The organism is Streptomyces sp. NPDC051561, assembly GCF_044454195.1.
Classification (GTDB): domain Bacteria; phylum Actinomycetota; class Actinomycetes; order Streptomycetales; family Streptomycetaceae; genus Streptomyces.
In genome coordinates, this window is record NZ_JBITDM010000012.1 from 110,587 (window position 1) to 135,759 (window position 25,173).

At 71.7% G+C, this 25,173-nt stretch carries 20 protein-coding genes; 15 read left to right on the plus strand and 5 right to left on the minus strand.

Going from position 1 to position 25,173, the window contains the following annotated elements; translation table 11 throughout:
• The first annotated feature begins 2 nt into the window (after positions 1-2).
• The 11 genes from ACIA73_RS25200 to ACIA73_RS25250 all read left to right on the plus strand — a co-directional run bounded on the left by ACIA73_RS25200 (position 3) and on the right by ACIA73_RS25250 (position 11,797).
• A complete protein-coding gene (locus tag ACIA73_RS25200; protein WP_399440944.1) occupies positions 3-1,280 on the plus strand; it encodes a glycosyltransferase in 1,278 nt (425 codons plus the stop codon).
• Positions 1,277-2,512 (plus strand): class I SAM-dependent methyltransferase, encoded by a 1,236-nt coding sequence (locus ACIA73_RS25205; protein WP_399440945.1) that lies wholly within the window; start codon positions 1,277-1,279, stop codon positions 2,510-2,512. The genes ACIA73_RS25200 and ACIA73_RS25205 overlap by 4 nt, the downstream gene beginning before the upstream one ends.
• Positions 2,509-3,303, plus strand: coding sequence for a sugar phosphate nucleotidyltransferase (locus tag ACIA73_RS25210; protein WP_399440946.1), 795 nt, complete (start codon positions 2,509-2,511; stop codon positions 3,301-3,303). The genes ACIA73_RS25205 and ACIA73_RS25210 overlap by 4 nt, the downstream gene beginning before the upstream one ends.
• A complete protein-coding gene (locus ACIA73_RS25215; RefSeq protein WP_399440947.1) occupies positions 3,300-3,947 on the plus strand; it encodes a PIG-L deacetylase family protein in 648 nt (215 codons plus the stop codon). Before ACIA73_RS25210 ends, ACIA73_RS25215 begins: the two co-directional genes overlap by 4 nt.
• Before the next feature lie 5 nt (positions 3,948-3,952).
• The gene (locus ACIA73_RS25220) at positions 3,953-4,987 is read left to right on the plus strand and encodes an NAD-dependent epimerase/dehydratase family protein (RefSeq protein ID WP_399441091.1); all 1,035 of its coding nucleotides are present in this window, start codon (positions 3,953-3,955) and stop codon (positions 4,985-4,987) included.
• Positions 4,984-6,258 carry a DUF4910 domain-containing protein gene (locus tag ACIA73_RS25225; protein WP_399440948.1) on the plus strand — a complete coding sequence of 425 codons (1,275 nt, stop codon included), beginning with the start codon at positions 4,984-4,986 and terminating at the stop codon, positions 6,256-6,258. The genes ACIA73_RS25220 and ACIA73_RS25225 overlap by 4 nt, the downstream gene beginning before the upstream one ends.
• Entirely contained in the window at positions 6,255-7,544 is a 1,290-nt protein-coding gene (locus ACIA73_RS25230) for a hypothetical protein (RefSeq protein WP_399440949.1), read from the plus strand. The genes ACIA73_RS25225 and ACIA73_RS25230 overlap by 4 nt, the downstream gene beginning before the upstream one ends.
• A 78-nt stretch (positions 7,545-7,622) precedes the next feature.
• The gene (locus tag ACIA73_RS25235) at positions 7,623-8,570 is read left to right on the plus strand and encodes a glycosyltransferase family 2 protein (protein ID WP_399440950.1); all 948 of its coding nucleotides are present in this window, start codon (positions 7,623-7,625) and stop codon (positions 8,568-8,570) included.
• A complete protein-coding gene (locus tag ACIA73_RS25240; RefSeq protein ID WP_399440951.1) occupies positions 8,567-9,805 on the plus strand; it encodes a polysaccharide pyruvyl transferase family protein in 1,239 nt (412 codons plus the stop codon). The genes ACIA73_RS25235 and ACIA73_RS25240 overlap by 4 nt, the downstream gene beginning before the upstream one ends.
• Positions 9,802-10,425, plus strand: a complete 624-nt coding sequence (rfbC, locus tag ACIA73_RS25245; RefSeq protein WP_399440952.1) for a dTDP-4-dehydrorhamnose 3,5-epimerase — start codon at positions 9,802-9,804, stop codon at positions 10,423-10,425. Before ACIA73_RS25240 ends, rfbC begins: the two co-directional genes overlap by 4 nt.
• A gap of 7 nt (positions 10,426-10,432) precedes the next feature.
• Positions 10,433-11,797, plus strand: coding sequence for a glutamate-1-semialdehyde 2,1-aminomutase (locus ACIA73_RS25250; RefSeq protein ID WP_399440953.1), 1,365 nt, complete (start codon positions 10,433-10,435; stop codon positions 11,795-11,797).
• Positions 11,798-11,854: 57 nt separating this feature from the next.
• On the opposite strand, the gene ACIA73_RS25255 is transcribed toward ACIA73_RS25250, so the two are convergent.
• Positions 11,855-12,505, minus strand: coding sequence for a phosphatase PAP2 family protein (locus tag ACIA73_RS25255; protein ID WP_399440954.1), 651 nt, complete (start codon positions 12,503-12,505; stop codon positions 11,855-11,857).
• Between the two features lie 289 nt (positions 12,506-12,794).
• Here ACIA73_RS25255 and ACIA73_RS25260 point away from each other — a divergent pair, with 289 nt between their 5' ends.
• The 3 genes from ACIA73_RS25260 to ACIA73_RS25270 all read left to right on the plus strand — a co-directional run bounded on the left by ACIA73_RS25260 (position 12,795) and on the right by ACIA73_RS25270 (position 16,426).
• Entirely contained in the window at positions 12,795-13,625 is an 831-nt protein-coding gene (locus ACIA73_RS25260; protein WP_399441092.1) for a phosphotransferase, read from the plus strand.
• Positions 13,626-13,953: 328 nt separating this feature from the next.
• Positions 13,954-14,697, plus strand: a complete 744-nt coding sequence (locus ACIA73_RS25265; protein WP_399440955.1) for a response regulator transcription factor — start codon at positions 13,954-13,956, stop codon at positions 14,695-14,697.
• A 19-nt stretch (positions 14,698-14,716) separates the two neighbouring features.
• Positions 14,717-16,426: an ATP-binding protein gene (locus ACIA73_RS25270; protein WP_399440956.1), complete on the plus strand. Its 1,710-nt coding sequence runs from the start codon at positions 14,717-14,719 to the stop codon at positions 16,424-16,426.
• 31 nt (positions 16,427-16,457) lie between these two features.
• Here ACIA73_RS25270 and ACIA73_RS25275 read toward each other — a convergent pair whose 3' ends face one another.
• Positions 16,458-16,862 carry an STAS domain-containing protein gene (locus ACIA73_RS25275; protein WP_399440957.1) on the minus strand — a complete coding sequence of 135 codons (405 nt, stop codon included), beginning with the start codon at positions 16,860-16,862 and terminating at the stop codon, positions 16,458-16,460.
• A gap of 323 nt (positions 16,863-17,185) precedes the next feature.
• Here ACIA73_RS25275 and ACIA73_RS25280 point away from each other — a divergent pair, with 323 nt between their 5' ends.
• Positions 17,186-19,207, plus strand: coding sequence for a bifunctional metallophosphatase/5'-nucleotidase (locus ACIA73_RS25280; protein ID WP_399440958.1), 2,022 nt, complete (start codon positions 17,186-17,188; stop codon positions 19,205-19,207).
• A gap of 65 nt (positions 19,208-19,272) precedes the next feature.
• On the opposite strand, the gene ACIA73_RS25285 is transcribed toward ACIA73_RS25280, so the two are convergent.
• From ACIA73_RS25285 to cobN, 3 genes are all read right to left on the minus strand, one after another.
• Complete coding sequence (locus tag ACIA73_RS25285; RefSeq protein WP_399440959.1) at positions 19,273-19,962, minus strand: hypothetical protein; 690 nt, start codon at positions 19,960-19,962, stop codon at positions 19,273-19,275.
• 218 nt (positions 19,963-20,180) lie between these two features.
• Complete coding sequence (locus tag ACIA73_RS25290; RefSeq protein WP_399440961.1) at positions 20,181-21,242, minus strand: PucR family transcriptional regulator; 1,062 nt, start codon at positions 21,240-21,242, stop codon at positions 20,181-20,183.
• Between the two features lie 267 nt (positions 21,243-21,509).
• The gene (gene cobN / locus ACIA73_RS25295; protein ID WP_399440962.1) at positions 21,510-25,109 is read right to left on the minus strand and encodes a cobaltochelatase subunit CobN; all 3,600 of its coding nucleotides are present in this window, start codon (positions 25,107-25,109) and stop codon (positions 21,510-21,512) included.
• Positions 25,110-25,173: the final 64 nt, after the last annotated feature.

The window sequence follows — 25,173 nt, forward strand, 5'->3', positions numbered from 1 at the left end:
GCATGTACGTCCTCGTGGTGCACAACCGCTACTCCTCGGCGCAGCCGAGCGGAGAGAACCGGGTCGTCGACGAAGAGGTGCGGCTGCTGCGCGCGGCCGGCCACCGGGTCGAGCTGTTCGAGCGGCGCAGCGACGACATCTCTGCCATGTCCCTGCTCAGCAAGGTCGCGGTGCCGCTGCGGGTGCCGTGGAACCTCGCGGTCCGCGCCGAGCTCGCGGCCCGGCTGCGCAGCGACCGGCCCGATGTCGTGCACGTCCACAATCTGTTCCCACTGCTGTCGCCCGCGGTGCTGGCCGCCTGCGCCGACGTCGGCGTGCCGGTCGTCGCCACGCTGCACAACTACCACCAGATCTGTCCGCCCGGCACGCTGCAAAGGGACAACCGGCCGTGCACCGAGTGCGTCGTTGCACGGTCCCCGCTGCCCGCCGTCCGGCACGGCTGCTACCGCGGCTCCCGGCTGGCGACCGTGCCTCTCGCGGTCGGTCATGCGCTCAACCGGCGGCGCTGGTGGTCAGGTGTGGAGCGGTTCTTCTGCATCTCCGCGGCGCAGCGCGACATCCTGGTGCGCTCCGGGATGCCCCCCGGGCTGCTGTCGGTGAAGCACAACTTCGTGCCCGACCCGGGGGCCTGCCGTACGGACGGCGGAGAGCACCTGCTCTTCCTGGGCCGGCTCGCCGAGTCCAAGGGGGTGCGGCTGCTGATGACCGCGTGGGACGCGCTCGCCGCGGACGGCGGGGTGGGGGTACCGCTGGTGCTCGCCGGTGCGGGGCCGCTGGAGTCCGAGGTGGCCGCCTGGGCGGCGGGACGGGACGACGTGCGGTACGCCGGACTGCTCGATGCGGACCGGTGCCGCGAGGCGGTCCGCCGGTCGGTCGCGGTGGTGGCGCCCTCGATGGCCCTGGAGACGTTCGGGCTGGTCGCCGCGGAGGCGATGGCGGCGGGCGTTCCGGCCGTCGCCGCGGGGCACGGCGGGTTCGTCGAAATCGTCGAGGAGGGGGTGACCGGGCTGCTGCACACGCCGGGCGATCCGCTTTCCCTCGCGTCCTGCATCCGCCGGATCACCGCCGATCCGGCCCGCAACCGGGAGATGGGCCTGGCGGCCCGGCTCCGTTACGAAAAGGGATTCAGTCCGGCCGTCGGTCTCGACGGCCTGCTGGAGGGGTACCGGACCGCGCTCGCGGGACGGTCCGGCGGCGCGAACGGCGCGCCGCCGATGGGGAAGAAAGACGCTGGCTCGCGGCGGGACTCCCGCGCGGGCAGGGATGGGGGCAGTAGATGACACGATGCCGACTGTGCGGATCGACGTCGCTGGGGAGCGTCGTCGACCTGGGGGCGACCCCGCCGTGCGAGAGCTTCCTCTCCGCCGAACAGGTGGACCTGGCGGAGCAGACGTACCCGCTGCATCTGCGGGTGTGCACCGAGTGCTGGCTCGCGCAGATACCTCCGCTGATCACCCCGGAGGAGACGTTCACCCAGTACGCGTACTTCTCCTCGTATTCGACGTCCTGGGTGGAGCACGCGCGCACCTTCGTCGCCGACGCGGCGCAGCGGCTCGCGCTCGGCGCCGAGGCCTTCGTGGTCGAGGTCGCGAGCAACGACGGATATCTGCTGAAGCACGTGGCGGACCGGGGGATCCGCTGCCTGGGCATCGAACCGTCGGTGAACGTGGGGGCGGCGGCACGGGACGCGGGGGTGCCCACGGTCACGGCGTTCCTGAGCCCGGACACCGGTACGGCGGTCCGTGCCGAGCACGGCCCGGCGGACCTGGTCGTGGCGAACAACGTGTACGCGCACATCCCCGATGTCATCGGGTTCACCCGGGGGCTGCGGGCCCTGGTCGCCGACGACGGCTGGGTCTCCATCGAGGTGCAGCACCTGCTGACGCTGATCGAGGAGAACCAGTACGACACGATCTACCACGAGCACTTCCAGTACTACACGGTGGCTTCCGCGATCCGGGCGCTCGCCAGTGGTGGACTCGCCCTGGTGGACGTGGAGTTGCTGCCCACGCACGGGGGTTCCATCCGGCTGTGGGCACGTCCTGCCGAGGTGGCCGGTGAGCCGTCCCGCCGGGTGAGCGAGGTACTGGACCGGGAGAAGGCCGCCGGGCTGCAGGAGCTGTCCGGGTACACCGAGTTCTCCGCCCGGGTGGCCAAGGTGCGCCGGGACCTCCTCAGGTTCCTCATCGAGGCGGCCGAGCGCGGTGAGACGGTCGCCGGCTACGGCGCGCCGGGCAAGGGCAACACCCTGCTCAACCACTGCGGCATCCGGCCCGACCTGCTGCCGTACACGGTCGACCGCAACCCGTACAAGCACGGCAGGTTCACCCCCGGCAGCCGTATCCCGATCCTGCCGACCGAGCAGATCGCCGTTGACAAACCGGACTACATCCTCGTCCTCCCGTGGAATCTGCGGGACGAGCTGATCGAGCAGCTGTCCTTCGTGCACCAGTGGGGCGGCCGGCTGGTCTTCCCCATACCGGAACTGAGCATTGTCGAGGTCACGCCGTGAAGGTCGTTCTGTTCTGTGGCGGGTACGGGCTGCGCATGCGCGCCGGAGCCTCCGACGACGTACCGAAGCCGATGGCGATGGTCGGCCCACGGCCGCTGATCTGGCATGTGATGCGCTACTACGCGCACTTCGGGCACACCGAGTTCATCCTGTGCCTCGGCTACGGGGCGCACCACATCAAGGACTTCTTCCTCCATTACGAGGAGACGACGTCCAACGACTTCGTGCTGCGCGGCGGGAGGACCGAGCTGCTGTCCACCGACATCTCCGACTGGACGATCACCTTCGCGCAGACCGGCGTGGAGTCGCCGATCGGGGAGCGGCTGCGCCGGGTGCGTCACCATCTGGACGGCGACGAGATGTTCCTCGCCAACTACGCCGATGTGCTCACCGACGCCCCGCTGCCGGAGATGATCGAGAAGTTCTCCCGGCGTGACGCGGGTGCGTCGATGATGGTGGTTCCGCCGCAGTCGTCGTTCCACTGCGTGGAGCTGGGCCAGGACGGCCTGGTCGGAGGCATCACCCCGGTGAGTGAGCTGCCGCTGTGGGAGAACGGCGGATACTTCGTGCTCCGTCAGGAGGTCTTCGACCACATACCGGAGAACGGGGACCTGGTCGCCGACGGCTGCGCCCAACTCGCCAAGCAGAACCGGCTGGTGGCCCATCAGCACCGCGGTTTCTGGAAGCCGACGGACACCGTGAAGGAGCGGGCCGCGCTCGACGACGCCTATGCGCGCGGCGAGCGCCCGTGGGCCGTGTGGGAGCGCGACGACGCGGGGGCGAGGGCGTGATCAGACTGGGGGGCGGTCCGCCGGACCGGGTCGTCGCGGTGGGCGCGCACTGCGACGACATCGCGATCGGCGCGGGCGGCACCCTGCTGACGCTGTGCCGTGCGCGGCCGGGCATCCGGGTCGACGCGCTGGTGCTGTCCGGTGGTGGAACCGACCGGGAGCAGGAGGAGCAGGCGGCGCTGGCCGCCTTCTGTCCGGGTGCCGAACTGCGGCTGACCGTGCTCAAGCTGGCGGACGGACGGCTGCCCGCACAGTGGGAGGAGGCCAAGGCCGCCGTCGAGGAGCTGCGGGCGCGGACCGAGCCGGATCTGGTGCTTGCGCCGCGCACCGAGGACGCCCACCAGGATCACCGCGGGCTGGCGCAGCTCATACCCACCGCGTTCCGCGACCACCTGGTGCTCGGCTACGAGATCGTCAAGTGGGACGGCGATCTGGGGCGCCCTTCGGCGTACCAGCCGCTGTCCGCGGAGATCGCCGAACAGAAGGTGCGGCTGCTGCAGGAGCACTACCCCTCGCAGCGGCACCGGCCCTGGTACGACCGGGAGGCCTTCCTGGGTCTCGCGCGAATCCGGGGCATCGAATGCCACGAGCGCTACGCAGAGGCGTTCGCGGTCACCAAACTCACGCTCAACCTGGGGGGTTGAAAACCTTGCGCGTACTACTGACCGGACACCAGGGCTACTTGGGCACCGTGATGGCTCCCGTCCTCAAGGCCGCCGGGCACGAGGTCGTCGGCCTGGACGCCGGGCTCTTCGCCGACTGCGTCCTGGGCCCGCGGCCCGAGGACCCGGCGGGGCACCGGGTGGATCTGCGCGACGTGAGTGCCGAGCACGTCGCCGGGGTGGACGCCGTGATCCACCTGGCCGCGCTCTCCAACGACCCGCTGGGCTCGCTCGCCCCCGACCTGACCTACGACATCAACCACCACGCCTCCGTCAAGCTGGCCCGGCTGGCCCGCGAGGCCGGGGTGCGGCGGTTCCTGTACGCGTCGACCTGCTCGGTGTACGGCGCGGCCGGCGACCCCAACTTGTCGAACCTGGTCACCGAGGACGCCCCGCTGCGCCCGGTGACGCCGTACGCGGAGTCCAAGGTGCGGGTGGAGGACGACCTGCACGCGCTGGCCGACGGCGACTTCAGCCCGGTGTACATGCGCAACGCCACCGCCTTCGGGTTCTCGCCCCGGCTGCGCGCCGACATCGTGCTGAACAACCTGGTGGGTCACGCGCTGCTGTCCGGCGAGGTGCTGGTGCTGTCCGACGGCACCCCGTGGCGTCCGCTGGTGCACGCAGCCGACATCGCGCGGGCCTTCACGGCAGCGCTGGACGCGCCGCGCGAGGCGGTGCACGACCGGGCGTTCAACATCGGGTCCGAGGTCAACAACGTCACGGTCGCCGAGATCGCCGAGCAGGTCGCCGCGGCGGTGTCCGGCTCGAAGGTGGTGATCACCGGGGAGAACGGGGCCGATCCGCGGTCGTACCGGGTGGACTTCTCCCGGTTCCGCGCCGCGAACCCCGGCTTCGACTGCGAGTGGACGGTAGAGCAGGGTGCGCACGAACTCGCCTACGCCTACCGGAAGTTCGACCTGACCCGGGAGAGCTTCGAGCAGCGTTTCACCCGGCTGGCGGTGCTGCGCGCGGCGTCCGCGGCGGGCACCGTGGACGACACCCTGCGGTGGCGTCGATGACCTCGGTCGGCCAGGAGATGCACAGGCTGGTGGAGCGGCTGTACCCGCTCTGCCGGAGCATCACCGGGGACGGGGTGCGGGCCACCCTGGACATCGTCGGTGAGTACCTGCCCCTCCAGGTGCACGAGGTGCCGACCGGGACGCAGGTGCTCGACTGGACGGTGCCGCAGGAGTGGAACATCCGGGACGCGTACGTCGCCGACGCGGCCGGAAACCGGGTGATCGACTTCGCCGAGTCGAACCTGCACGTGCTCGGTTACAGCGTGCCGGTGGATACGACCATGCCGCTGTCCGAGCTGCGCAAGCACCTGCACACCCTGCCGGACCAGCCGTCCCTGGTGCCGTACCGCACCAGTTACTACACACCGACCTGGGGCTTCTGTCTGGCCCAGGACGCTCTGGACGCGCTGCCCGAAGGCGACTACCGGGTGCGCGTCGACTCCACGCTCGCGGACGGTCACCTCACCTACGCCGAGCATGTGGTCCCCGGACAGGTCCCGGACGAGGTGATCGTCTCCTGTCACACCTGCCACCCGTCGCTGGCCAACGACAACCTGGCCGGGATCGCGGTGGCCACCTTCCTGGCACGGGCCCTGTCCGAGCAGACGCCGTACTACACCTACCGGTTCGTCTTCGCGCCCGGCACCATCGGGGCGATCACCTGGCTGGCCCGCAATCAGGAGCGGATCGAGGAGGTGAAGCACGGGCTGGTGCTGGCCTGCGCCGGCGACGCGGGCTCGCTGACGTACAAGCGGAGCAGGCGCGGCGACGCGGAGATCGACCGGGTCGTGCGGCACGTCCTTGAGGCCTCCCAACGTCCGCACCGGGTCGATGAGTTCACCCCTTATGGCTACGACGAGCGGCAGTACTGCTCACCGGGGTTCGACCTCGGCGTGGGCTCGCTCAGCCGGACTCCGTACGCGGGCTACCCGGAGTATCACACCTCCGGGGACAATCCGGGCTTTGTCTCCCCAAAGGCGATGACGGACACCCTCGATGTCTGCCGCGAGGCGTTCGGCGTGCTCGACCGCAACCGGCGCTACCTCAACCAAAGCCCTTACGGGGAGCCGCAGTTGGGCCGACGGGGGCTGTACGACTCGCTCGGCGGCCGGAGTGATGCCAAGCAGGCGCAGATGGCCATGCTCTGGGTGCTCAGCATGTCGGACGGGGAGCACACCCTGCTGGATGTCGCCGAACGGTCCGCGCTGGCGTTCGACACGGTCGCCGTCGCGGCGGACGCCCTGCGCGACGCCGGGCTGATCAAGGAATGACGCCGATGACCACCGAGGAGGAGAGGGCGGCGAGACCGGTGGGCCGGCGGAGCGCCAAGCGGGCCATGGTCGGCCGGCTGTCCTGGGGGCTGGCCGACCAGGCGGCGTCCAGCATGACCAACTTCGCGGTGGGCATCTATGTGGCGCGCTCGCTGGGGCTGGCCGCGTTCGGCGTGTTCAGCCTGGCGTGGGTGACCTACGGCGTGGTGCTCAACGTCTCGCGCGGGCTGGCCACCGATCCGCTGATGGTGCGCTTCAGCGGGGTGCCGGTCGCGTCCTGGCGCGGGGCGGTGGCCCGTTCGTCGGGTGCCGCGCTCGGTGTCGGCGGGGCGGTCGGCGCGGTCTGTGTGGTGGCCGGGCTGGGGCTAGGCGGCGGCGCGGGGCTGGCGTTCGCCTGCCTCGGCGCGGTGCTGCCGGGGCTGTTGTTGCAGGATGCCTGGCGGTTCTCGTTCTTCGCCGCGGGCACCGGGCGCAAGGCGTTCGTCAACGACCTGGTGATGGGCGTCGCGCTCGTCCCGGCGATGGTGGTGGCGGCCCGTGTGGGCACGGTCGCCGCCTTCGTGCTGGCCTGGGGCGCGTCCGCCGCGGTGGCGGCCGCGTACGGCTGGTTCCAGTCCGGGATCCGGCCCCGGCCGGCCGGGGCGCGCCGATGGCTGCGCAAGCACCGTGACCTCGGCGCCCGTTACCTGGTCGAGAACGTCAGCCTCAGCGGCGCCGCCCAGTTGCGGGCGTACGGGCTCGGCGCGATCGTCGGGGTCGGCGCGGTGGGCGCGGTGAGGGGTGCGGAGCTGCTGCTCGGCCCGTTCCTCGCCGTACTGATGGGGCTGTCCCTGGTCACCGTCGCGGAGGCGGCCCGGGTGCTGCGGCAGGCCGCGCACCGGCTGGGCAGGTTCTGTCTTGTGCTCGGCGGCGGTCAGGCCGCCGCCGCGCTGCTCTGGGGTGCGGCGCTGCTGCTGGTGCCCGACCGGCTCGGCGAGTTCGTGCTCGGCGATGTCTGGAGTTCCGCTTCCGAGCTGATCATTCCGGCCACCCTGGGTGTCGTGGGCGCGAGCCTGGGCACCGGTGCGGCGGCCGGACTGCGTGCGCTGGCCGCCGCCCGGCGCAGCCTGCGCTGTCAGTTGATCGCCTCCACCTTCTATGTCGCCGGCGGGCTCGGCGGGGCCGCCGCGCAAGGCACGGTCGGCTCGGCCTGGGGCGTCGCCGCGGCGACCCTGATCGGCTCGGCCGTGTGGTGGCTGCAACTGCGGTCCGCCCTGCGCGAGCACCACCCCTCCCCCGCACCGTGAAGGCGCCGGGGCCGCCGTACTCGTCCCGGCGCGAAGTTCCCTTTGTGAAGTGCTTGCCATCCGTGAAGTGAGGACACCATGACCGCCCACCCCCGGCTCAGCATCGGACTCCCTGTCTACAACGGCGAGGAGTACCTGGCCGAGGCGCTCGACGCCCTGCTCGGCCAGACCTACCAGGACTTCGAGCTGGTCATCTCCGACAACGCCTCGACCGACTCCACCCAGGACATCTGCCGCAAGTACGCCGCCCAGGACCCCCGGATCCGCTACATCCGGCTGACCCGGAACATCGGCGCCGCCCCGAACCACAACTACGTCTTCACCCAGTGCCGCGGCGAACTCTTCAAGTGGGCTTCGCACGACGACCTGTACGCCCGTGACCTGCTGCGACGCTGCGTCGATGCCCTGGACGAGCGTCCCGAGGTGATCCTCGCGCACGCCGATCAGGCGGTCATCGACGAGGACGGGCAGGTGAAGGTGCCGTACGACTACACCCTCGCCACCGACTCGCCGCGGGCCCCCGAGCGCTTCCGCAGCATGCTGTTCGAGCCCGGCGGCGACGACTTCTACGGGGTGATGCGGGCCGACGTGCTGCGCCGGGTCAAGCCGCACGACAGCTACCACCACGCGGACCGCACCTTCGTCTCGGAGATCGGCCTGCACGGGCCCTTCCACCAGGTCCCGGAGCTGCTGTACTTCCGCCGCGACCACCCCACCCGCGCCGAGCGGGCCAATCCCTCGCTGCGCTCCCGGTGCGTCAACCTGGACCCGCGCCGGGCGGGCCCGCTGCACCCGACGCCCCGGCTGCTCGCCGAGTACGTCGGGGGGTTCGTCTCGGCGATCCGGCGGGCGCCGCTGTCCTCGGCCGACCGGCGCGCCTGCTTCCGCCATCTGGCCGCCTGGATGGCGAGCCGGGCCAGGCCGGGCGCCGGTGAGCGGGTCGAGGACCGGACCCCGGTCGACCCGGCCCGGCTCACGGTCTCACTCGACGCGCTGGTCGCGGGCCGTGAGGGAAGGCAGGCGTGAAGTCCGGACGCCCGGTGCGTGTGGGGGTGTTCGGCCTGCTCGGGTCCGGGAACCTCGGCAACGACGGGTCCCTGGAGGCCGTGCTCGGCTACCTGCGCGCCGAGCACCCGGACGCGGTCGTGGACGCACTGTGCGGCGGGCCCGAGGTCGTCGCGAGCCGGTACGGGATCCCCGCGACGCGGCTGCACTGGTACGCCGGGGAGTACCGGACCGCCTCGCGTGCGGGCGCGATCGCGGGAAAGGGGCTGGGCAAACTCGTCGACGTCGCCCGCACCGCTGCCTGGGTGCGCCGGCACGACGTGGTGATCGTCCCGGGCATGGGCGTTCTGGAGGCAACGCTTCCGCTGCGGCCATGGGGCTTCCCGTACTCGCTGTTCCTGCTCTGCGCGAGCGGCCGCCTGCTCGGCACCCGGGTCGCGCTGGTCGGTGTCGGCGCCGCCGCGATCAGGAACCGGCCGACCCGGGCCCTGGTGCGCCGGTCGGCGCGGCTGGCCGCCTACCGGTCGTACCGGGACGAGCTCTCCCGCGACGCGATGCACGCGATGGGCGTGAACACCTCGCGCGACAAGGTCTACCCGGACCTCGCCTTCGCCCTGCCGACGCCCGCCGCGAAGAATCCTCCGGGCCCGCCCGGACCGGTCTGCGTCGGCGTGATGGACTTCCACGGCGGCAACGACGACCGCGCCCGGGCGGAGGAGATCCACCGGCGCTACCTCGACGGGACAACACGCTTCGTGCGCACACTGGTGGAGGAGGGCAGGCATGTGCGGCTGCTCACCGGGGACGCGTGCGACGCTCCGGTGGTCGCCGCGATCCTCGACGCGGTGGACTCGCCACTGGTCACCGCCGCCGACGCGGGTTCGCTGGCCGAGCTGATGGCGGAGATGGCGGCGGCCGACACCGTGGTGGCCACCCGCTACCACAATCTGGTCTGCGCGCTGAAGGTCGGGACGCCGACGCTGGCACTCACCTATGCCGCGAAGAGCGAGGTGCTCATGGACCGGATGGGTCTGGGCGGGTTCTGCCACCCGGCCCGCGAGGTCGACGCCGACCGGCTGCTCAAACAGTTCCGGGCACTGGAGAAGCGGGCGGCGGAACTGCGCCGGACCCTCGCCGGGCGCAATCAGGTCGCCGCCCGCCAGCTCCGCGACCAGTTCACCGACCTGACCAGGTCCCTGTTCCCGTCGGCCACCGACACCCACGCCCACCCCGATGCCCTGCGAGAGGCGCAATGAAGGCAACCGAAGTACCGGAGATAGACGGCGCGTTCCTGTTCGAGCCGACACCGTACGCCGACGAGCGCGGCTTCTTCTGCCGCACCTTCGACAAGGAGGTGGTCCGCTCGGCGGGCCTGGACCCGGACGCCTTCGTCCAGGACAGCGTGTCCCGTTCGGTGCGGGGGGTGCTGCGCGGGATGCATCTGCGTTCCGGCGCGGGCGAGGCCAAGCTGGTGCGCTGCTCGTACGGGAGGATCTTCGACGTGGTGGTGGATCTGCGGCCCACCTCGCCGACGTACCGCAATCAGGCCCACTTCGAGCTGTCCGACGAGACACAGCGGACCCTCTACATCCCGGCGGGGTGCGCGCACGGCTTCCAGGCGCTGACGGACACCGCCGACACCTCGTACCGGATCGACCGCCCGCACGACCCGGCCGAGGACGTGACCATCGCCTTCGACGACCCGGAACTTGCCATTCCGTGGCCGCTGCCCGCCACCTCGGTGTCCCGGCGGGACCGGGAGGCGCCGAGCCTGGCCGACGCCCTGAAGCAGGTTCTGAACAAGCAGGATCCGGACAGGCAGGCCCCGGGCGAGCGGGCTCCGGTCGAGCAGACTCCGGTCCGGAAGGAGGGCTGAAACCGCCGTGGACGCCGAAGAGTTCCGCCTCCCCCGCTCGCAACAGGCGAACGAGCGGCTGCACGCCCTGGTCCCGGGCGGTGCACACACCTACGCCAAGGGCGACGACCAGTACCCCGAGAAACTGGCCCCGGTCATCAGTCACGGCGACGGCGCCCATGTGTGGGACGTCGACGGCAACCGGTACATCGAGTACGGGTCCGGTCTGCGGTCGGTGAGCCTCGGCCACGCCCATCCGCGCGTGACCGAGGCGGTGCGCCGGGAGATCGACCGCGGCAGCAACTTCGCCCGCCCGTCCATCCTGGAGGTCGACGCCGCGGAACGCTTCCTGGCCACGGTGCCGACCGCGGAGATGGTGAAGTTCGCGAAGAACGGCTCCGACGTCACCACCGCCGCGGTCCGCCTCGCCCGCGCCGCCACCGGGCGGGCACGGGTGGCCATCTGCGGCGACCAGCCGTTCTTCTCCGTCGACGACTGGTTCATCGGTACGACGCCGATGACCGCCGGCATCCCCGCGGCGACCACCGAGCTCACGGTGGCGTTCCCCTACGGCGACCTGGCCGCCACCGAGGAGCTGCTCACCCGGTACGAGGGCGAGATCGCCTGCCTGATCCTCGAACCCACCGGGCTCGCCGGGCATTCGCCGAACTCTGCATCCCGGCCGAGCGGGGAAGACCCGACACCCGGGTATCTCCAGGGGCTGCGCGAACTGGCCGACCGGCACGGCTGCGTACTGATCTTCGACGAGATGATCACCGGCCTGCGCTGGTCCGAGGCGGGCGCCCAGGGGCTGTACGGCGTCGTCCCGGATCTCTCCACCTTCGGCAAGGCGCTGGGCAACGGGTTCGCCGTCTCCGCGCTGGCCGGGCGCCGAGAGCTGATGGAACTGGGCGGGCTGCGCGACTCCCGGGAGCGGGTGTTCCTGCTGTCCACCACGCACGGCGCGGAGACGCATGCGCTGGCCGCCGCGATGGCCGTGCAGAGCACCTACGTGAAGGAGGGCATCACCGCTCAACTCCACACGCTGGGTGCAAAGTTGGCCGATGGGGTTCGCGCCGTCGCGGCCGGGGCCGGGGTCGGCGCTCACGTGGTCGTCAGGGGCCGGGCCAGCAACCTGGTCTTCGGCACCCTCGACGGGGACGGCCGCCCTTCGCAGGAGTACCGCACTCTCTTCCTGCGCCAACTCCTCGCGGGCGGGGTGCTCGCCCCGTCATTCGTGGTGAGCAGCGCGCTCGACGACGCCGACATCGAGCGTACGGTCGAGGTGGTGGCTCAGGCGTGTGCGGTGTACCGGAAGGCGCTGGACGCCGGTGACCCCACGCCCTGGCTGGGCGGGCGGCCGGTGAAGCCGGTGTTCCGCCGCCTGGCGTGAGGCAGGAGCCTGTGTCCGAACTCCCACCGCGCTCCGCCGGGGTTCAGGCGCAGGCTCTCAGTCCTGGTGGGGGCCCTGCCGTCCGGACGCCCGGTCGCCGATCCTGTCGACCACCCACGCGGTCGCCGGTGTCACCGCCAGCGCGGTGCACCAGCCGCCGAATGCGTCGGTCGGGTAGTGCGCGCTCATGGAGACCTGCGCCCAGCCCATGGCGGCGCCCGCGACCAGTGCCACCCCGAGCACGAGCAGCGTGCCGGCCGTCCTGCCGGGGCCGGTCCTGCCCAGGGCGAGCAGCGCCACGGCGAGGGCGAGGGCGGTGAGGAAGGCGGTGTGCCCGCTCGGGTAGGACAGGTTGCCCTCGCCGTGGATGGTGCGTCCCACCACGTACTTGAGCAGTGTGGTCGTCCCCACCGCCACGGTCGCACCGGCCACGACGAGTACCGCCGCCCGGGGCCTGCGAAGCCACAGGCAACCCGCCACGGCGGCCACCACCAGCGCGGCCGCTCCGGCGGGCTCCCCCAGGAAGTCCACGGCCAGGGCGACGTACCGCCATGGTGGGCTCACACTGTCCGCCGTCGGGTCGACGAACCATCTGTCCACCGTGCCGGGTTCGCTGTGTCCGGCGTACATGACCCCGAGCACCGCGACCGTCACTGCGGCGAGGGCCGCGACCAGACCGAGCCCCCCGCGCAGCGACGGAGGCAGCACGGCTGGTCCAGACCGGCCGGACGCCCTCGCCCCGCGTCCGGTGCGGCGAGGTGTCTCCCCTCGCCGCCTCGGTTGTTGACGCTCCGTCACCTGTGGCCACCAAGCTGACGCACCCGTGAACTCCCCTTACTCACAGCCGACTTGGCCCACCTGGCCGATTTCTCCTCCACCCTAGCCAACTCGTTGGCCGCGCGAACCGCGGTCGGCCGGGTGCCCGGGGGCTAGGCTTCGGCCGAAACCGGCCCGGGAAGGCCTGGCCGAGGGAGCACAGAAGCCCAGGGAGGGCATGGTGGAGTCGTCGGAACTCCGGCGCGCGGTCGAGGCGGGACGCGCGACCGCTGCGGAGCTGGGTCTCCAGGTCGACGAGGTGGCCGTTGTCCACAACTCGGACCGGGTCGCGCTGCGCCTGAGCCCCTGCGAGGTGCTGGCCCGGGTGGCGCCTCTGGAGCATCTCGCCGAGACGCAGTTCGAGGTGGAGGTGGCTCGCCGTCTCGTCGACGCCGGAGCTCCGGTGGCGGAGCTCGAACCCCGGGTCGACCCCGGGGCCCATGTGCGGGGCGGCTTCGCCGTGTCGCTGTGGACCTATTACGCACCGGTGGCGCCGGAGGTCGCACCGGCCGACTACGCGGACGTGTTCCTCCGCCACCATGCCGCTCTGCGAGGGATCGACCTGCCGGCACCGCACTTCACCGACCGTGTCACCAGGGCGCTCGGCGAGGTGGACGACCGCGACCGGTCGCCCGAGCTGACCGATGCCGACCGTGCGTTCCTCAGCGGCACACTCGGCGGCCTGAGCGCCGCGATCGGCATGGACAGGTCCGGCGACCAACTGCTGCACGGCGAACCCCATCCGGGCAATCTCCTGCACACCGCGGCGGGGCCGCTCTTCATCGACCTCGCCACCTGTTGTCGCGGGCCGGTCGAGTTCGACCTGGCCCATGCGCCGGAGGAGGTGGGCACGCACTACCCGGGGGCAGACCCGGGCCTGATCCACCGGTGCCGCGCCCTGAACTGGGCGCTGTTCTCCGCCTGGCGCTGGCGCCGGGACGACCGGATGCCCGACCGGGAGCACTGGCGGGCGGAGGGGCTCCGCCGGGTGCGGGCCTCGCTCGCCGGCTGACTCCCCTGCTCAGGAGGGCTTGTCGGGGGCGTTGACGTGTACCGACATCGGGGCGATGTCGTCGCCGTCCGGTGGGAATCTCTATCGGTGCAGGCCCTTCCGCCAAAACACCCCGGATTACGTGGGCGGTCGACGGCCCGTCAACTTGCGTATGACGCACACGAGTTCGCCCAGTGCCGCGTCGCGGGCGGCAGGGGCGCACGACGGCCGCGCAGCGTGCTTCCGTTCGCGGCCCGGCAACACGTCTGCGGCTTGAGCCGATGAGCGGCCACGGTCTAGCGTGACGACATGGCCGGGACATCAACGCGCACTCAACGCCGGATCAACCATGAAGCCCACAGCTGACGCCGAAGCGGGTGGGCCCGCGATGCACCACGCCCGGATCGTCCTGATCGAGGACGACGCGGATCTGGCAGCGATGAGCCGCCTCTACCTGGAGCGCGACGGCTACCGGGTCGTCTGGGCCGGTGACGCGCGCAGCGGGCACAAGGAGCTCACCGGCGGGCTCGTCGATCTGGCCGTGCTCGATCTGGGGCTGCCGGACGGCAGCGGCCTGGACCTGCTCCGCGACATGCAGGGACCCGACCGGCTTCCGGTGGTGATCGTGACCGGCCGCGGCGAGGAGGCGGACCGGGTGCTCGGTCTGGAACTCGGCGCGGACGACTACCTGGTGAAGCCCTTCTCGCAGCGGGAGCTTTCGGCCCGCATCCGGGCGGTGCTGCGCCGCACCCGCGCGAACGCCCCCTCCGACGCGATCGCACCCTCCGACGTGATCGCGCTGGGTGCGCTGCAGATCGACACCGCGGCCTGTCTGGCGCAGATCGACCGGACCCCGCTGCCGTTGCGACCCAAGGAGTACGCGCTGCTGAAGGTGCTGGCGCACTCGCCGGGCCGGGTCTACTCCTCCGACCAGCTGATCGAGTTGGTCTGGTCGACCGGGCCGTGGCAGAGTGCGGCCTCCGTGACCGAGCACATCTACCGGCTGCGCTGCAAGCTGACCGCAGCCCTCCAGGGCCGTCCCGGTCCTTCCATCACCACCGTGCGCGGCTACGGCTACCGACTGGACATGTGACGACGCTACTGCGCGTGAGGTGACGACGACGGTGCCCCATCCGGACCCCACCACCCCGCCCGACTACCGGCAGCTCTTCGACGCACTGCTCTCCCCCTTGCTCCTGCTGCGCCCCGATTTCGTCATCGTGGACGTCAACCAGGCCTATCTGTCGGCCACTTCGACCTCCGGGTCGGACATCGTCGGGCGTTCCATCTTCGACGTCTTCCCGGACAACCCGTCGGACCCGACCGCGGACGGTGTGGTCAATCTGCGCCGGTCCCTGGAGACGGTGGTCGCCACCGGCCGGCCCGACACCATGTCGATCCAGCGGTACGACATCCCGTCCGACGACGGCACCGGGTTCACCGAGCGCTACTGGAGTCCGGTGAACGCCCCCGTCCTGGACGCGGCGGGCCGGGTCGCCTTCGTCGTCCACCGGGTGGAGAACGTCACCGAGTTCGTGCACGTGCGGCGGGTCGGCCGCGCGCAGGAACGGGCCCGGGCACAGACGCAGATGCGGGCCGAGCGGATGGAGATCGATCTGTTCGTACGGGCCCGAGAGATCGACGAGGGCAATGTGCAGCTGCGCGCAGCCAATGGCCAACTGGAAGCGGCAGCAGGTCAGTTGCGGCAGCAGAAGGAGGCGAAGGACCGCTTCATCGCCACTCTCTCGCACGAGCTGCGCAACCCTCTCGCCGCCGCGACCGCAGCCACCGAGGTGCTCGCCCTGGACCTGCCGCCGGGCAATCCGGTACTGGCCGTCCTGGAACGCCAGCTGGCCATCCTGGCCAGGATGAGCGACGACCTCCTCGACGCCACCCGCTCACTGACCGGCAGGCTGGAGCTGGTGCGCCAGGTGCTCGATTTCCGCACGGTGGTACGCGCGGCGGTCGCGGACGCCGAACCCGCCTTCGCCAGGACCGGGCGCTTCCTGCACCTGGACCTCCCCGAGGAGCCGGTGCCGGTGGACGGCGACCGGCTGCGTCTGGCCCAGCTGCTGGGGAATCTGCTGACCAACGCCCAGAAGTACACCCTGACCGGCCAGCACACCCACGTCGGCCTCCACCGCACCGACGGTCACGCCGAATTGACGGTGCGGGACGAAGGGATCGGCTTCGACCCCGGGCAGGGCGAGGAGTTGTTCGGGGTGTTCACCCGGGCCGCTCCGACCGGCCCGAGCACTCCCGAGGGGCTCGGTCTCGGGCTCGCGGTCGTACGCACCATCGCTCAGCTGCACGACGGTTCGGTCTCCGCACACAGCGAAGGCCCCGGAATGGGCGCACTGTTCCGCCTGGCACTGCCGTGTGCGGCGACGCGGGAGACGGACGCGGTGGCGCCTGCCGTACGCCCCGGGCCCGACCCCGCACCGTCCGGTCTGCGGATCCTGATGGTCGAGGACAACGTCGACCTGGCCACCACCTACCGGATGCTCCTGGAGCACCACGGCCACCGGGTGACCTGCGTGCACACCGGGCACGGCGCGCTGAAGGCGGCGACCGGGGAGCACTTCGGGCTGATCCTGTGCGACATCGACCTGCCCGACCTCGACGGGCACACGGTCGCCCGCCGGCTGCGCGCCGCGCCGGACGGCGACCGGCCGCGGATGGTGGCGGTGTCGGGCTTCAACGGGCCCGCCGACCGAGCCCGCTCCCTGGCGGCGGGCTTCGACGCCCACCTCGGCAAACCGCTGGAGATCGCGGACCTCGACACCCTGCTGCGCTCCTGGCCCCCGGACCGCGACAGCTGAGAAACCGCGGCGTCGGACGGCACCCCCGCCGTCAGACCGGACGCACCCCACGCACCGCCCGCTCCACCGCTTCCTCCATGGTGGCTCCCGGGCGCAGCACCTCCAGCACGTCGTGCATACGGAGCTGGCGCAGCGCCCCGGCGTCCGCGCACACGACCGCGAAGCCCGACCCCGCCGCCAGGACCCGTCGCCGGAGCCGGAACACCTGCGCCAGGCAGGTCGTGTCGAAGAAGGTGACCGCCCGCAAGTCCACCACACAGGTGCCGACGACCCGGCGCACCACCCCGTCCAGCCGCACCCGCACCAGACACTCCACCGCCAGGTCCAGCTCCCCGTGCAACTCCACCACCAGCAACTCCCCGGTCTCACGGACCAGGACGGGCCCGGGGACCGCCGGTGCGGCGACCTCCCGCTCGGCGAAGACCTGCTCCTGCATGCGCGTCCACTCCTGGCATCGTGGGACTCCCGGGGCGTGATGCGCCCCGTCCGGCCACCGCCGCGCTCCACGCGTCGGCGGTGACCGGGCGGCCCCCCTTGAAACGGCCCGGCCAAGAACCGGACAGACACTGTTCTACTCCTGCCGGATGGCCGTCTTCTCAACGCACGCTCGTTCTCTGTTCAATTAAGTTCCTGTGTCCGAGTGGCGGCCGACGACTCCGCCCCACCGCCTCCGGGGTTCATGGGGCCGCCGTGACGGTGCAATAACAGTGACGCTCCCGGTTCTTGTGGGCTTCACCTCAATGTCCGCACCATCTACACGTGACGACCACTCGTAGCACCTCATCGCACAACTCCCTTGCCCAGCAGTCGAGTTCGCGTACCGGTGAGACTGGACGCCGGACATTCCTCACCGCGATGGGAGCCCTGGCCAGCACCGCCGCCCTCGGGGTTCCCGCCTACGCCTCCCCGTCCGCGCGGGACGCCGCTTCCGCGCACGAGTACATCGACGTACAGCTGCTCAACATCACCGATCTGCACGGGTACTTGCAGGGCCCGACCGGCAGTGACTCCGTGATCTACGGCAATGGCGGGAAGAAGTACACGGTGGGCGGGGTCGCCGCGATGGGGGCGCATCTGGAGCGGCTGCGGGACGGGCGGCGCAACTCGCTGTTCTTCGCGCCGGGGGACCTCTTCTCCGGATGGGAGTTCGACGCGGCGGCGTTCTCCGACGAGCCGACCATCGAGGCGCTGAACAGGATGGGGCTGGACTTCGCCACGGCGGGGAACCACGAGTTCGACAAGTCGCCGTCCCATCTCGTCGATCACATGCTGGACGGCCGGGCCCATCCGGTCGTCGGGCAGGACACCGGGTTCCGGGACTCCACCGGACGCCGGTTCCACGGGGCGGACTTCCCGTACTACAGCGCCAATGTCGTACGGACCCGGAGCGGAAGGACCGTGCTGGAGCCGTACCACATCGAGTGGGTACGGGGGCCCGGCGGGCGGCGCGTCCCGATCGGGTTCATCCATCTCACCGCGATCGGGACCGAGTTGTTCCCCAACTCCTTCCATCCCGGGCTGAAGACCCTGGACATGATCGAGACCGCCGACCGGTACGCGAAGCTGCTCAAGCGGCGCGGGGTGAACGCGATCGTGCTCAGCATGCACGACGGCGCGGTCGCGGGCGCCGACTTCAACAGCGGCAGCAATCCGTCCGGGCCCGCCTACGACCTGGCGCTCAAGGTGTCGCCCGACATCGATGCCATCGTCACCGGGCACTGGCACTGCCGGTTCAACATGATGCTGCCCGACCCCAACGGAGTGCCGCGCCCGTTCGTCGAGGCGGGATTCCACGGCCAGGTGATCAACGAGATCAATCTCCGCCTCGACCCGCGCACCGGACGCGTGGTGCGCGAACTGACCGTCTCCACCAGTCACGCCAACACCCGTGACATCACCCCGCACCCAGAGCTCAAGGAGATCGCCGACTACTGGGCCGGGCAGGCCTCCACCCGTGAGCGCAGCCCCGTCGGACGGCAGGCCGGGCCCTTCACCCGTGCCCGCAACGCGGTGGGCCAGAGCACCATGGGCGACCTCGCCGCGGACTGGATGCTGTGGACCGCGCGCAGAGCGGTTCCCACGTACGACGACTCCAACATCCACCCGTTCGACGCCGCGGACCTCGCGCTGGTACCGGTGGCACCGACGGTCGGTCAGTCCTTCCTGCGCGGCGACCTGATACCCGCCCCGGACACCGGCGACGCGGTGGCCTTCGGCAAGGCCTGGCGGGCGATCGGCTACGGCTGCCCCACCGTCTGCGCCACAGTGACCGGGCAGCAGCTCCACGACGCCCTGGAACAGCAGTGGTCGAGCGGCCCTCAGGGCGAACTCCGCTTCGCCCCGCTCGCGGTGTCCAAGAACGTCCGCTACTCCTTCGACGCCGCGAGCCCGGTCGGCGACCGCGTCGACCCGGCGGACGTACACATCGACGGCCGCCCGCTGCGCCTGGACCGCTCCTACCGGGTCGCCGGTGCCTCGTACACCTTCCTCGGCATGGACGGCTACCCGGCGCTCGTCAACTACCGCAAGCCCTACCGCCACCAGCGCGACTTCGAGAGCTTCATCACCTTCGTGCGCGGACAGCGGCTGCTGACCCCCTCCGCGCTGGACCGGGTGACGGCGAAGAACGCCCTGGCACGGGGCACCGGGGCCGGCGAGGTCACCGACCCGCCGGTGCCGACCCGCGAGGACGGCAGCCCGCTGCCGCCCTCGGTCGCCGCCATCGTCACGGCGGGAGGCCCGCACGCGATGCGGCACGAGGGGTTCCGGCCGCCCTGCTGAGTGCGCGTACGCCGAGGGCCCCCGCCCTGACAGCAGGCGGGGGCCCTAGGTGTACGGCCGAGAGGTCAGCCACCCAGGCCGGGGACGGCCGGAACAGCCGGAGCCGCGGGTACGCCAGGCACCGCCGGGACAGCCGGCGCGGCGGGAACGCCCGGCACCGACGGGACGCCGGGCGCCGCGGGAACGGCCGGTACCGCCGGAACGCCCGGCAGCGTCGGGAGCTTCGGGAGGCCCGGGAGGTTGGGGGCCGGGAGGCCGCCACCGAGCGCGACGCTCACCAGGACGTTCACGCTCGCGGTGACGACCGCGGTGACCTTGGCGGCGACCGCGACGGCGTCGCCCTTCACGGCGGCCTCCAGGAGGGCCGTGACATGGACCTGGAGGTCCGCCAGCGCCTTCGCCTTCAGGTCCACCTCGGCCATGCTCTTGGGCGCGGGCGCGGCCTTGGCGGCGAGGTCCAGGGCGGCCTTGACCTTGGCGCCCAGCTCGGCGGCGTCCGCAGCGGGCAGCTTGCCGCCCGGGGCGGCCAGGGTGGCCGAGAGCAGTTCGGCGACGGGCTTGAGGACGCCGCCGACGTCGGCCAGGACCTTCACCTGCGCGGTGAGCGCGTCCGCGCCCGGGATCGGAGGAACGGACGCGTCGGAGGCGGCCGCCTCCACCGTGACGGCCGAGAATGCCGGGCCTGCCGTGCCCACGGCGAGGGCACCGCACACTGCGGTCGAAATGAGAAGACCGGCGGTCCGGGACATGCGCATGGAGATGGTCCTTTCGGAGGTGAGTGGAGTACTGCTCCTCTCCACCGTCGAAAGGATGGTCACTTATCGCAATATTTAAGACACACACAGTGACTACATTTGACTGCCCGCAGCCAGGAAGATCGCCCTGACCTGGGAGTTCCCGACCTGCTCTCGCGGCAACCCGAATACGACCGATCGGGGGCCGGGCCCCGTCCGCCGGGGCTCGGACACAGGCCTCAGAGGTCCTGTCCCGGCCAGCCGAGGAGCCGGGCACCGACCACCGCGGTCTGGAGGGTGTAGCGGTGGACGGGGTCGCCGGGGTCGGATCCGGTGAGCTTGTGGATGCGGTCCAGGCGGTAGGTCATGGCGCGGACGCTCAGCGAGAGTCGGCGGGCGGCCTCGGCGGCCACGCACCCGGTGTCGAAGTACGCGGTGAGGGTGTCGAGGAGCGGCTGGGCGCCGCTGCGGGCCTGCGTCAGGGGGCCCAGGACACTGCCGACGAGGTCCGCCATGGCTTGGCGGTCCCGGGTGAGCACGGGGTAGACCAGCAGGTCAGCGGCGTGCAGGACCGGCCCTTCGAGGTCGATGCGGTCGGCCAGATCAAGGGCGTTGAGGGCTTCTTCGTACGAGTGGACGACGCCACCGGCACCGGGGTGGGCGCGGCCGATGGCGACCCGTCCGCCGTCGGTGGCCGCGTGCGCCTGCTTGGCGAAGTAGGCCAGCAGGTCGGACTGGTCGCCGGGTGCGATGCAGACCAGCCGCCCCTCCTTGGTGGTGATCAGGATGCGGCGGTCGCCGAAGCGGGCGACGAGCGCCTGCTCGACCTGGCGGGTGACCGGGTACCCGTCGTCGTAGGGCTCGTCCCCCTGGGCGACGGCGACCGCGTGGGCATGCGAGAGAAGCAGCCCGAACCGCTCCGCGCGCTCGGCGAGACGGCCCAGGTCACTGCGCCCGTAGAGCAGATCGTCGACGAACTCGCGCCGGGCCGCCGCTTCTTGACGTACCGCCAGGTACTGCGCCCGCTCGTGTCCCTCGGCGAAGGCGTCGACCGCCTGCTCGACGGCGGCGAGCAGATGCGCGGCATCCGCGTGTTTCATGCCGGCCCGTACGTCCTGCGCCGCCCGCAGATGGGTGCGGACCAGCGGGCGCAGGCCGATGCCCGCCTCGGCGGCCCGCTCACCGCGCAGCCGGAGGGCGTCGCGCTCCGCGCGGGTGAGGTGGCGGCCGGTGGCGCAGGCGTCGAGGAGGATCCGGGCGTATCCGTCCAGATACTCCTCGGGCGTTCCCTGGTCCGTCACGGGCTCTCCTGGTGGCTGGCGTCCTCGCACCGGTGGCACCCCGGCACCAAGAAAGCATAAAGATTGCCGGGGGACAGCAGTGCGAACGGGTACGCCTCGGGAGAGGTGCCCCCTGAGGAGCCGGGGGGGGGGGGGGGGGGGGGGGGGGGGGGGGGGGGGGGGGGGGGGGGGGGGGCGGGGGCGGCCGCGGGGGGGGGCGGGGGGCGCCCCCCGCCCGCCCCGGCCCCCCCCCCCCCCCCCCCCCCCCCCCCCCCCCCCCCCCGGCTCTCAGTCCTCGCCCTCCAGGTCGCCCTCGGTCTCCAGGTACGCCTGGCGCAGGGCGTCCAGGATCGCCGGGTCGGGCTTGGCCCACATGCCGCGGGACTCGGCTTCCAGGAGCCGTTCGGCGATGCCGTGCAGGGCCCAGGGGTTGGCCTGCTGGAGGAATGCGCGGTTGGTGGGGTCGAGGACGTACGTCTCGGTGAGCTTGTCGTACATCCAGTCGGCGACCACGCCCGTCGTCGCGTCGTACCCGAAGAGGTAGTCGACGGTGGCGGCGAGCTCGAAGGCGCCCTTGTAGCCGTGGCGGCGCATCGCCTCGATCCACTTGGGGTTGACGACGCGGGCGCGGAAGACGCGCGAGGTCTCCTCGACGAGGGTGCGGGTGCGCACCGTCTCGGGGCGGGTGGAGTCGCCGATGTACGCCTCGGGGGCCGTGCCCTTGAGGGCGCGGACGGTGGCGACCATGCCGCCGTGGTACTGGAAGTAGTCGTCGGAGTCGGCGATGTCGTGCTCGCGGGTGTCGGTGTTCTTGGCCGCCACCTCGATGCGCTTGTACGCCGTTTCCATCTCCTCGCGGGCCGGGCGGCCGTCGAGCTCACGGCCGTAGGCGTAGCCGCCCCAGACCGTGTAGACCTCGGCGAGGTCGGCGTCGGTGCGCCAGTCCCGGGAGTCGATCAGCTGGAGGAGGCCCGCGCCGTACGTTCCCGGGCGGGAGCCGAAGATCCGGGTGGTGGCGCGGCGTTCGTCGCCGTGTTCGGCGAGGTCGGCCTGGGTGTGGGCGCGTACGTAGTTGACGTCCGCCGGCTCTTCGAGGGACGCGGCCAGGCGGACCGCGTCGTCGAGGAGGCCGATGGTGTGCGGGAAGGCGTCGCGGAAGAAGCCGGAGATGCGCAGGGTGACGTCGATGCGCGGGCGGCCCAACTCCTCGGCGGGGATGGGCTCCAGGCCGGTGACGCGGCGCGAGGCGTCGTCCCAGACCGGCCGTACGCCGAGCAGCGCGAAGGCTTCCGCGATGTCGTCGCCCGCCGTGCGCATCGCGCTCGTACCCCAGAGGGACAGGCCGACCGAGGTGGGCCAGTCGCCGTTGTCGGCGCGGTAGCGGGTCAGCAGGGAGTCGGCCAGGGCCTGGCCGGTCTCCCAGGCGAGCTTGGAGGGGACGGCCTTCGGGTCGACGGAGTAGAAGTTGCGGCCGGTCGGCAGCACGTTCACCAGGCCGCGCAGGGGTGATCCCGAGGGGCCTGCCGGGACGAAGCCGCCGTTCAACGCGTGGACGGTGTGCGCGAGTTCGTCGGTGGTGGCGGCCAGCCGGGGGACGACCTCGCGGGCGGCGAAGTCGAGGATGTCGGCGACGGCGGAGGGGTGGTCCGCCGCTACGCCGGCGACGGCGGCCGGATCCCAGTCCGCGTCCTCCATGGCCTGGACGAGGGCGCGGGCCTGCTCCTCGATCTCGTCGGTGGCGTTGCGCAGGGCGGCCGACTCGTCGAGACCGAGGGCCTCGCGGAGGCCGGGGAGGGAGGCGGTGCCGCCCCAGATCTGGCGGGCGCGCAGGATCGCGAGGACCAGGTTGACGCGGGCCTCCCCGGCGGGGGCTCCGCCGAGGACGTGCAGGCCGTCGCGGATCTGGACGTCCTTGATCTCGCAGAGCCAGCCGTCGAGATGCATGATGAACTCGTCGAAGCCCTCGTCCTCGGGACGGTCTTCGAGCCCGAGGTCGTGGTCGAGCTTGGCGGCCTGGATGAGGGTCCAGATCTGGGCCCGGATCGCGGGCAGCTTGGCCGGGTCCATGGCGGCGATCTGGGCGTGCTCGTCCAGGAGTTGTTCCAGCCGGGCGATGTCGCCGTAGCTGTCGGCGCGGGCCATTGGCGGCACCAGGTGGTCGACCAGGGTGGCGTGCACCCGGCGCTTGGCCTGGGTGCCCTCGCCCGGGTCGTTGACCAGGAACGGGTAGATGAGAGGGATGTCACCGAGTGCGGCGTCGGGGCCGCAGGCCGCGGACAGACCCGCGTTCTTGCCGGGCAGCCACTCCAGGTTGCCGTGCTTGCCGAGGTGGATCATCGCGTCGGCGCCGAAACCGTTGTCCTCGCTGCGGGCGGCGATCCAGCGGTAGGCGGCCAGGTAGTGGTGCGAGGGCGGCAGATCGGGGTCGTGGTAGATCGCGATCGGGTTCTCGCCGAAGCCTCGCGGCGGCTGGATGAGGATGAGGAGATTGCCCCGGCGCAGCGCGGCGAGCACGATGTCGCCCTCCGGGTTGGCGGAGCGGTCGACGAACATGTTGCCCGGCGCCGGGCCCCAGTGTTCCTCTACGGAGGTACGCAGTGCGGCGGGCAGGGTGGCGTACCAGCGGCGGTAGTCGGCGGCCGGGATACGGACCGGGTTGCGCGCCAACTGCTCCTCGGTCAGCCACTCCTGGTCGTGCCCGCCGGCCTCGATGAGGGCGTAGATCAGCTCGTCACCGTCGCCGGAGACGAGTCCCGGCACCTCTTCGGTACCGAAGTCGTAGCCCTCGGCCTGCATCCGGCGCAGCAGGGCGACGGCGCTGGCGGGGGTGTCGAGGCCGACGGCGTTGCCGATGCGGGAGTGCTTGGTGGGGTAGGCGGACAGGACCAGCGCGACGCGCTTGTCCGCGTTGGGGATGTGGCGGAGCCGGGCGTGCCGCAGGGCGATTCCGGCGACCCGGGCGGCGCGCTCGGTGTCGGCGACGTACGCGGGCAGCCCGTCCTCGTCGATCTCCTTGAAGGAGAACGGCACGGTGATCAGCCGGCCGTCGAACTCCGGCACCGCGATCTGGCTGGCGGCGTCGAGCGGCGAGACGCCCTCGTCGTTGTCCTCCCAGTCGCTGCGCGAGGAGGTCAGGCAGAGCGCCTGGAGGATCGGCACGTCGAGGCCGGTGAGGGCGCCCGCGTCCCAGGACTCGTCGTCGCCGCCCGCCGAGGCCTCGGCGGGACGGGTGCCGCCCGCCGCGAGGACGGTGGTGACGATGACGTCGGCGGCGCGCAGTGCGTCGATGAGTTCGGGCTCGGGGGTGCGCAGGGAGGCCACGTACAGCGGCAGCGGACGTGCTCCGGCGGCCTCGATCTCGCCGCACAGGACGTCGATGAAGCCGGTGTTGCCGCTCATGTGATGGGCGCGGTAGTAGAGCACCGCGACGGTGGGGCCCTCGACGCCCTCGCGGGCGGTGCGCTCCAGCGGCCCCCAGGAGGGGGCGGGCGCGGGCGACTCGAAGCCGTGGCCGGTGAGCAGCACGGTGTCGGAGAGGAAGCGGGCCAGCTGCTCCAGGTTGGCGGGGCCGCCGTGCGCCAGGTAGGCGTGGGCCTCGGCCGCGATACCGATGGGGACCGTGGACGCGGCCATCAGCTGTGCGTCGGGGGCCTGTTCACCGGTGAGTACGACGACGGGCCTGCCGGTGGCGAGGACCTGGTCGAGGCCGTCCTGCCAGGCGCGGACGCCGCCCAGCAGACGTACGACCACCAGGTCGACACCGTCGAGCAGCTCGGGCAGATCGGTGAGGGCGAGCCGGGAAGGATTGGCGAAGCGGTAACCGACCGGGCCGTTCGAGGAGCGGGCGCTGAGCAGGTCGGTGTCGGACGTCGACAGGAGCAGAAGCATGCGGCGTCGTGCCTTCCTCGGGGTGTCCACGCCCCGGGCGGTGTGCGGGTTGAGCCCCGGAGGG

Coding starts and splice junctions, on each gene's coding strand:
- ACIA73_RS25200 (WP_399440944.1), top strand. CDS start 3: ATGTACGTCCTCGTGGTGCACAACCGCTACTCCTCGGCGCAGCCGAGC.
- ACIA73_RS25205 (WP_399440945.1), top strand. CDS start 1,277: ATGACACGATGCCGACTGTGCGGATCGACGTCGCTGGGGAGCGTCGTC.
- ACIA73_RS25225 (WP_399440948.1), top strand. CDS start 4,984: ATGACCTCGGTCGGCCAGGAGATGCACAGGCTGGTGGAGCGGCTGTAC.
- ACIA73_RS25230 (WP_399440949.1), top strand. CDS start 6,255: ATGACGCCGATGACCACCGAGGAGGAGAGGGCGGCGAGACCGGTGGGC.
- ACIA73_RS25235 (WP_399440950.1), top strand. CDS start 7,623: ATGACCGCCCACCCCCGGCTCAGCATCGGACTCCCTGTCTACAACGGC.
- rfbC (WP_399440952.1), top strand. CDS start 9,802: ATGAAGGCAACCGAAGTACCGGAGATAGACGGCGCGTTCCTGTTCGAG.
- ACIA73_RS25265 (WP_399440955.1), top strand. CDS start 13,954: ATGAAGCCCACAGCTGACGCCGAAGCGGGTGGGCCCGCGATGCACCAC.
- ACIA73_RS25275 (WP_399440957.1), bottom strand. CDS start 16,862: ATGCAGGAGCAGGTCTTCGCCGAGCGGGAGGTCGCCGCACCGGCGGTC.
- ACIA73_RS25285 (WP_399440959.1), bottom strand. CDS start 19,962: ATGCGCATGTCCCGGACCGCCGGTCTTCTCATTTCGACCGCAGTGTGC.
- cobN (WP_399440962.1), bottom strand. CDS start 25,109: ATGCTTCTGCTCCTGTCGACGTCCGACACCGACCTGCTCAGCGCCCGC.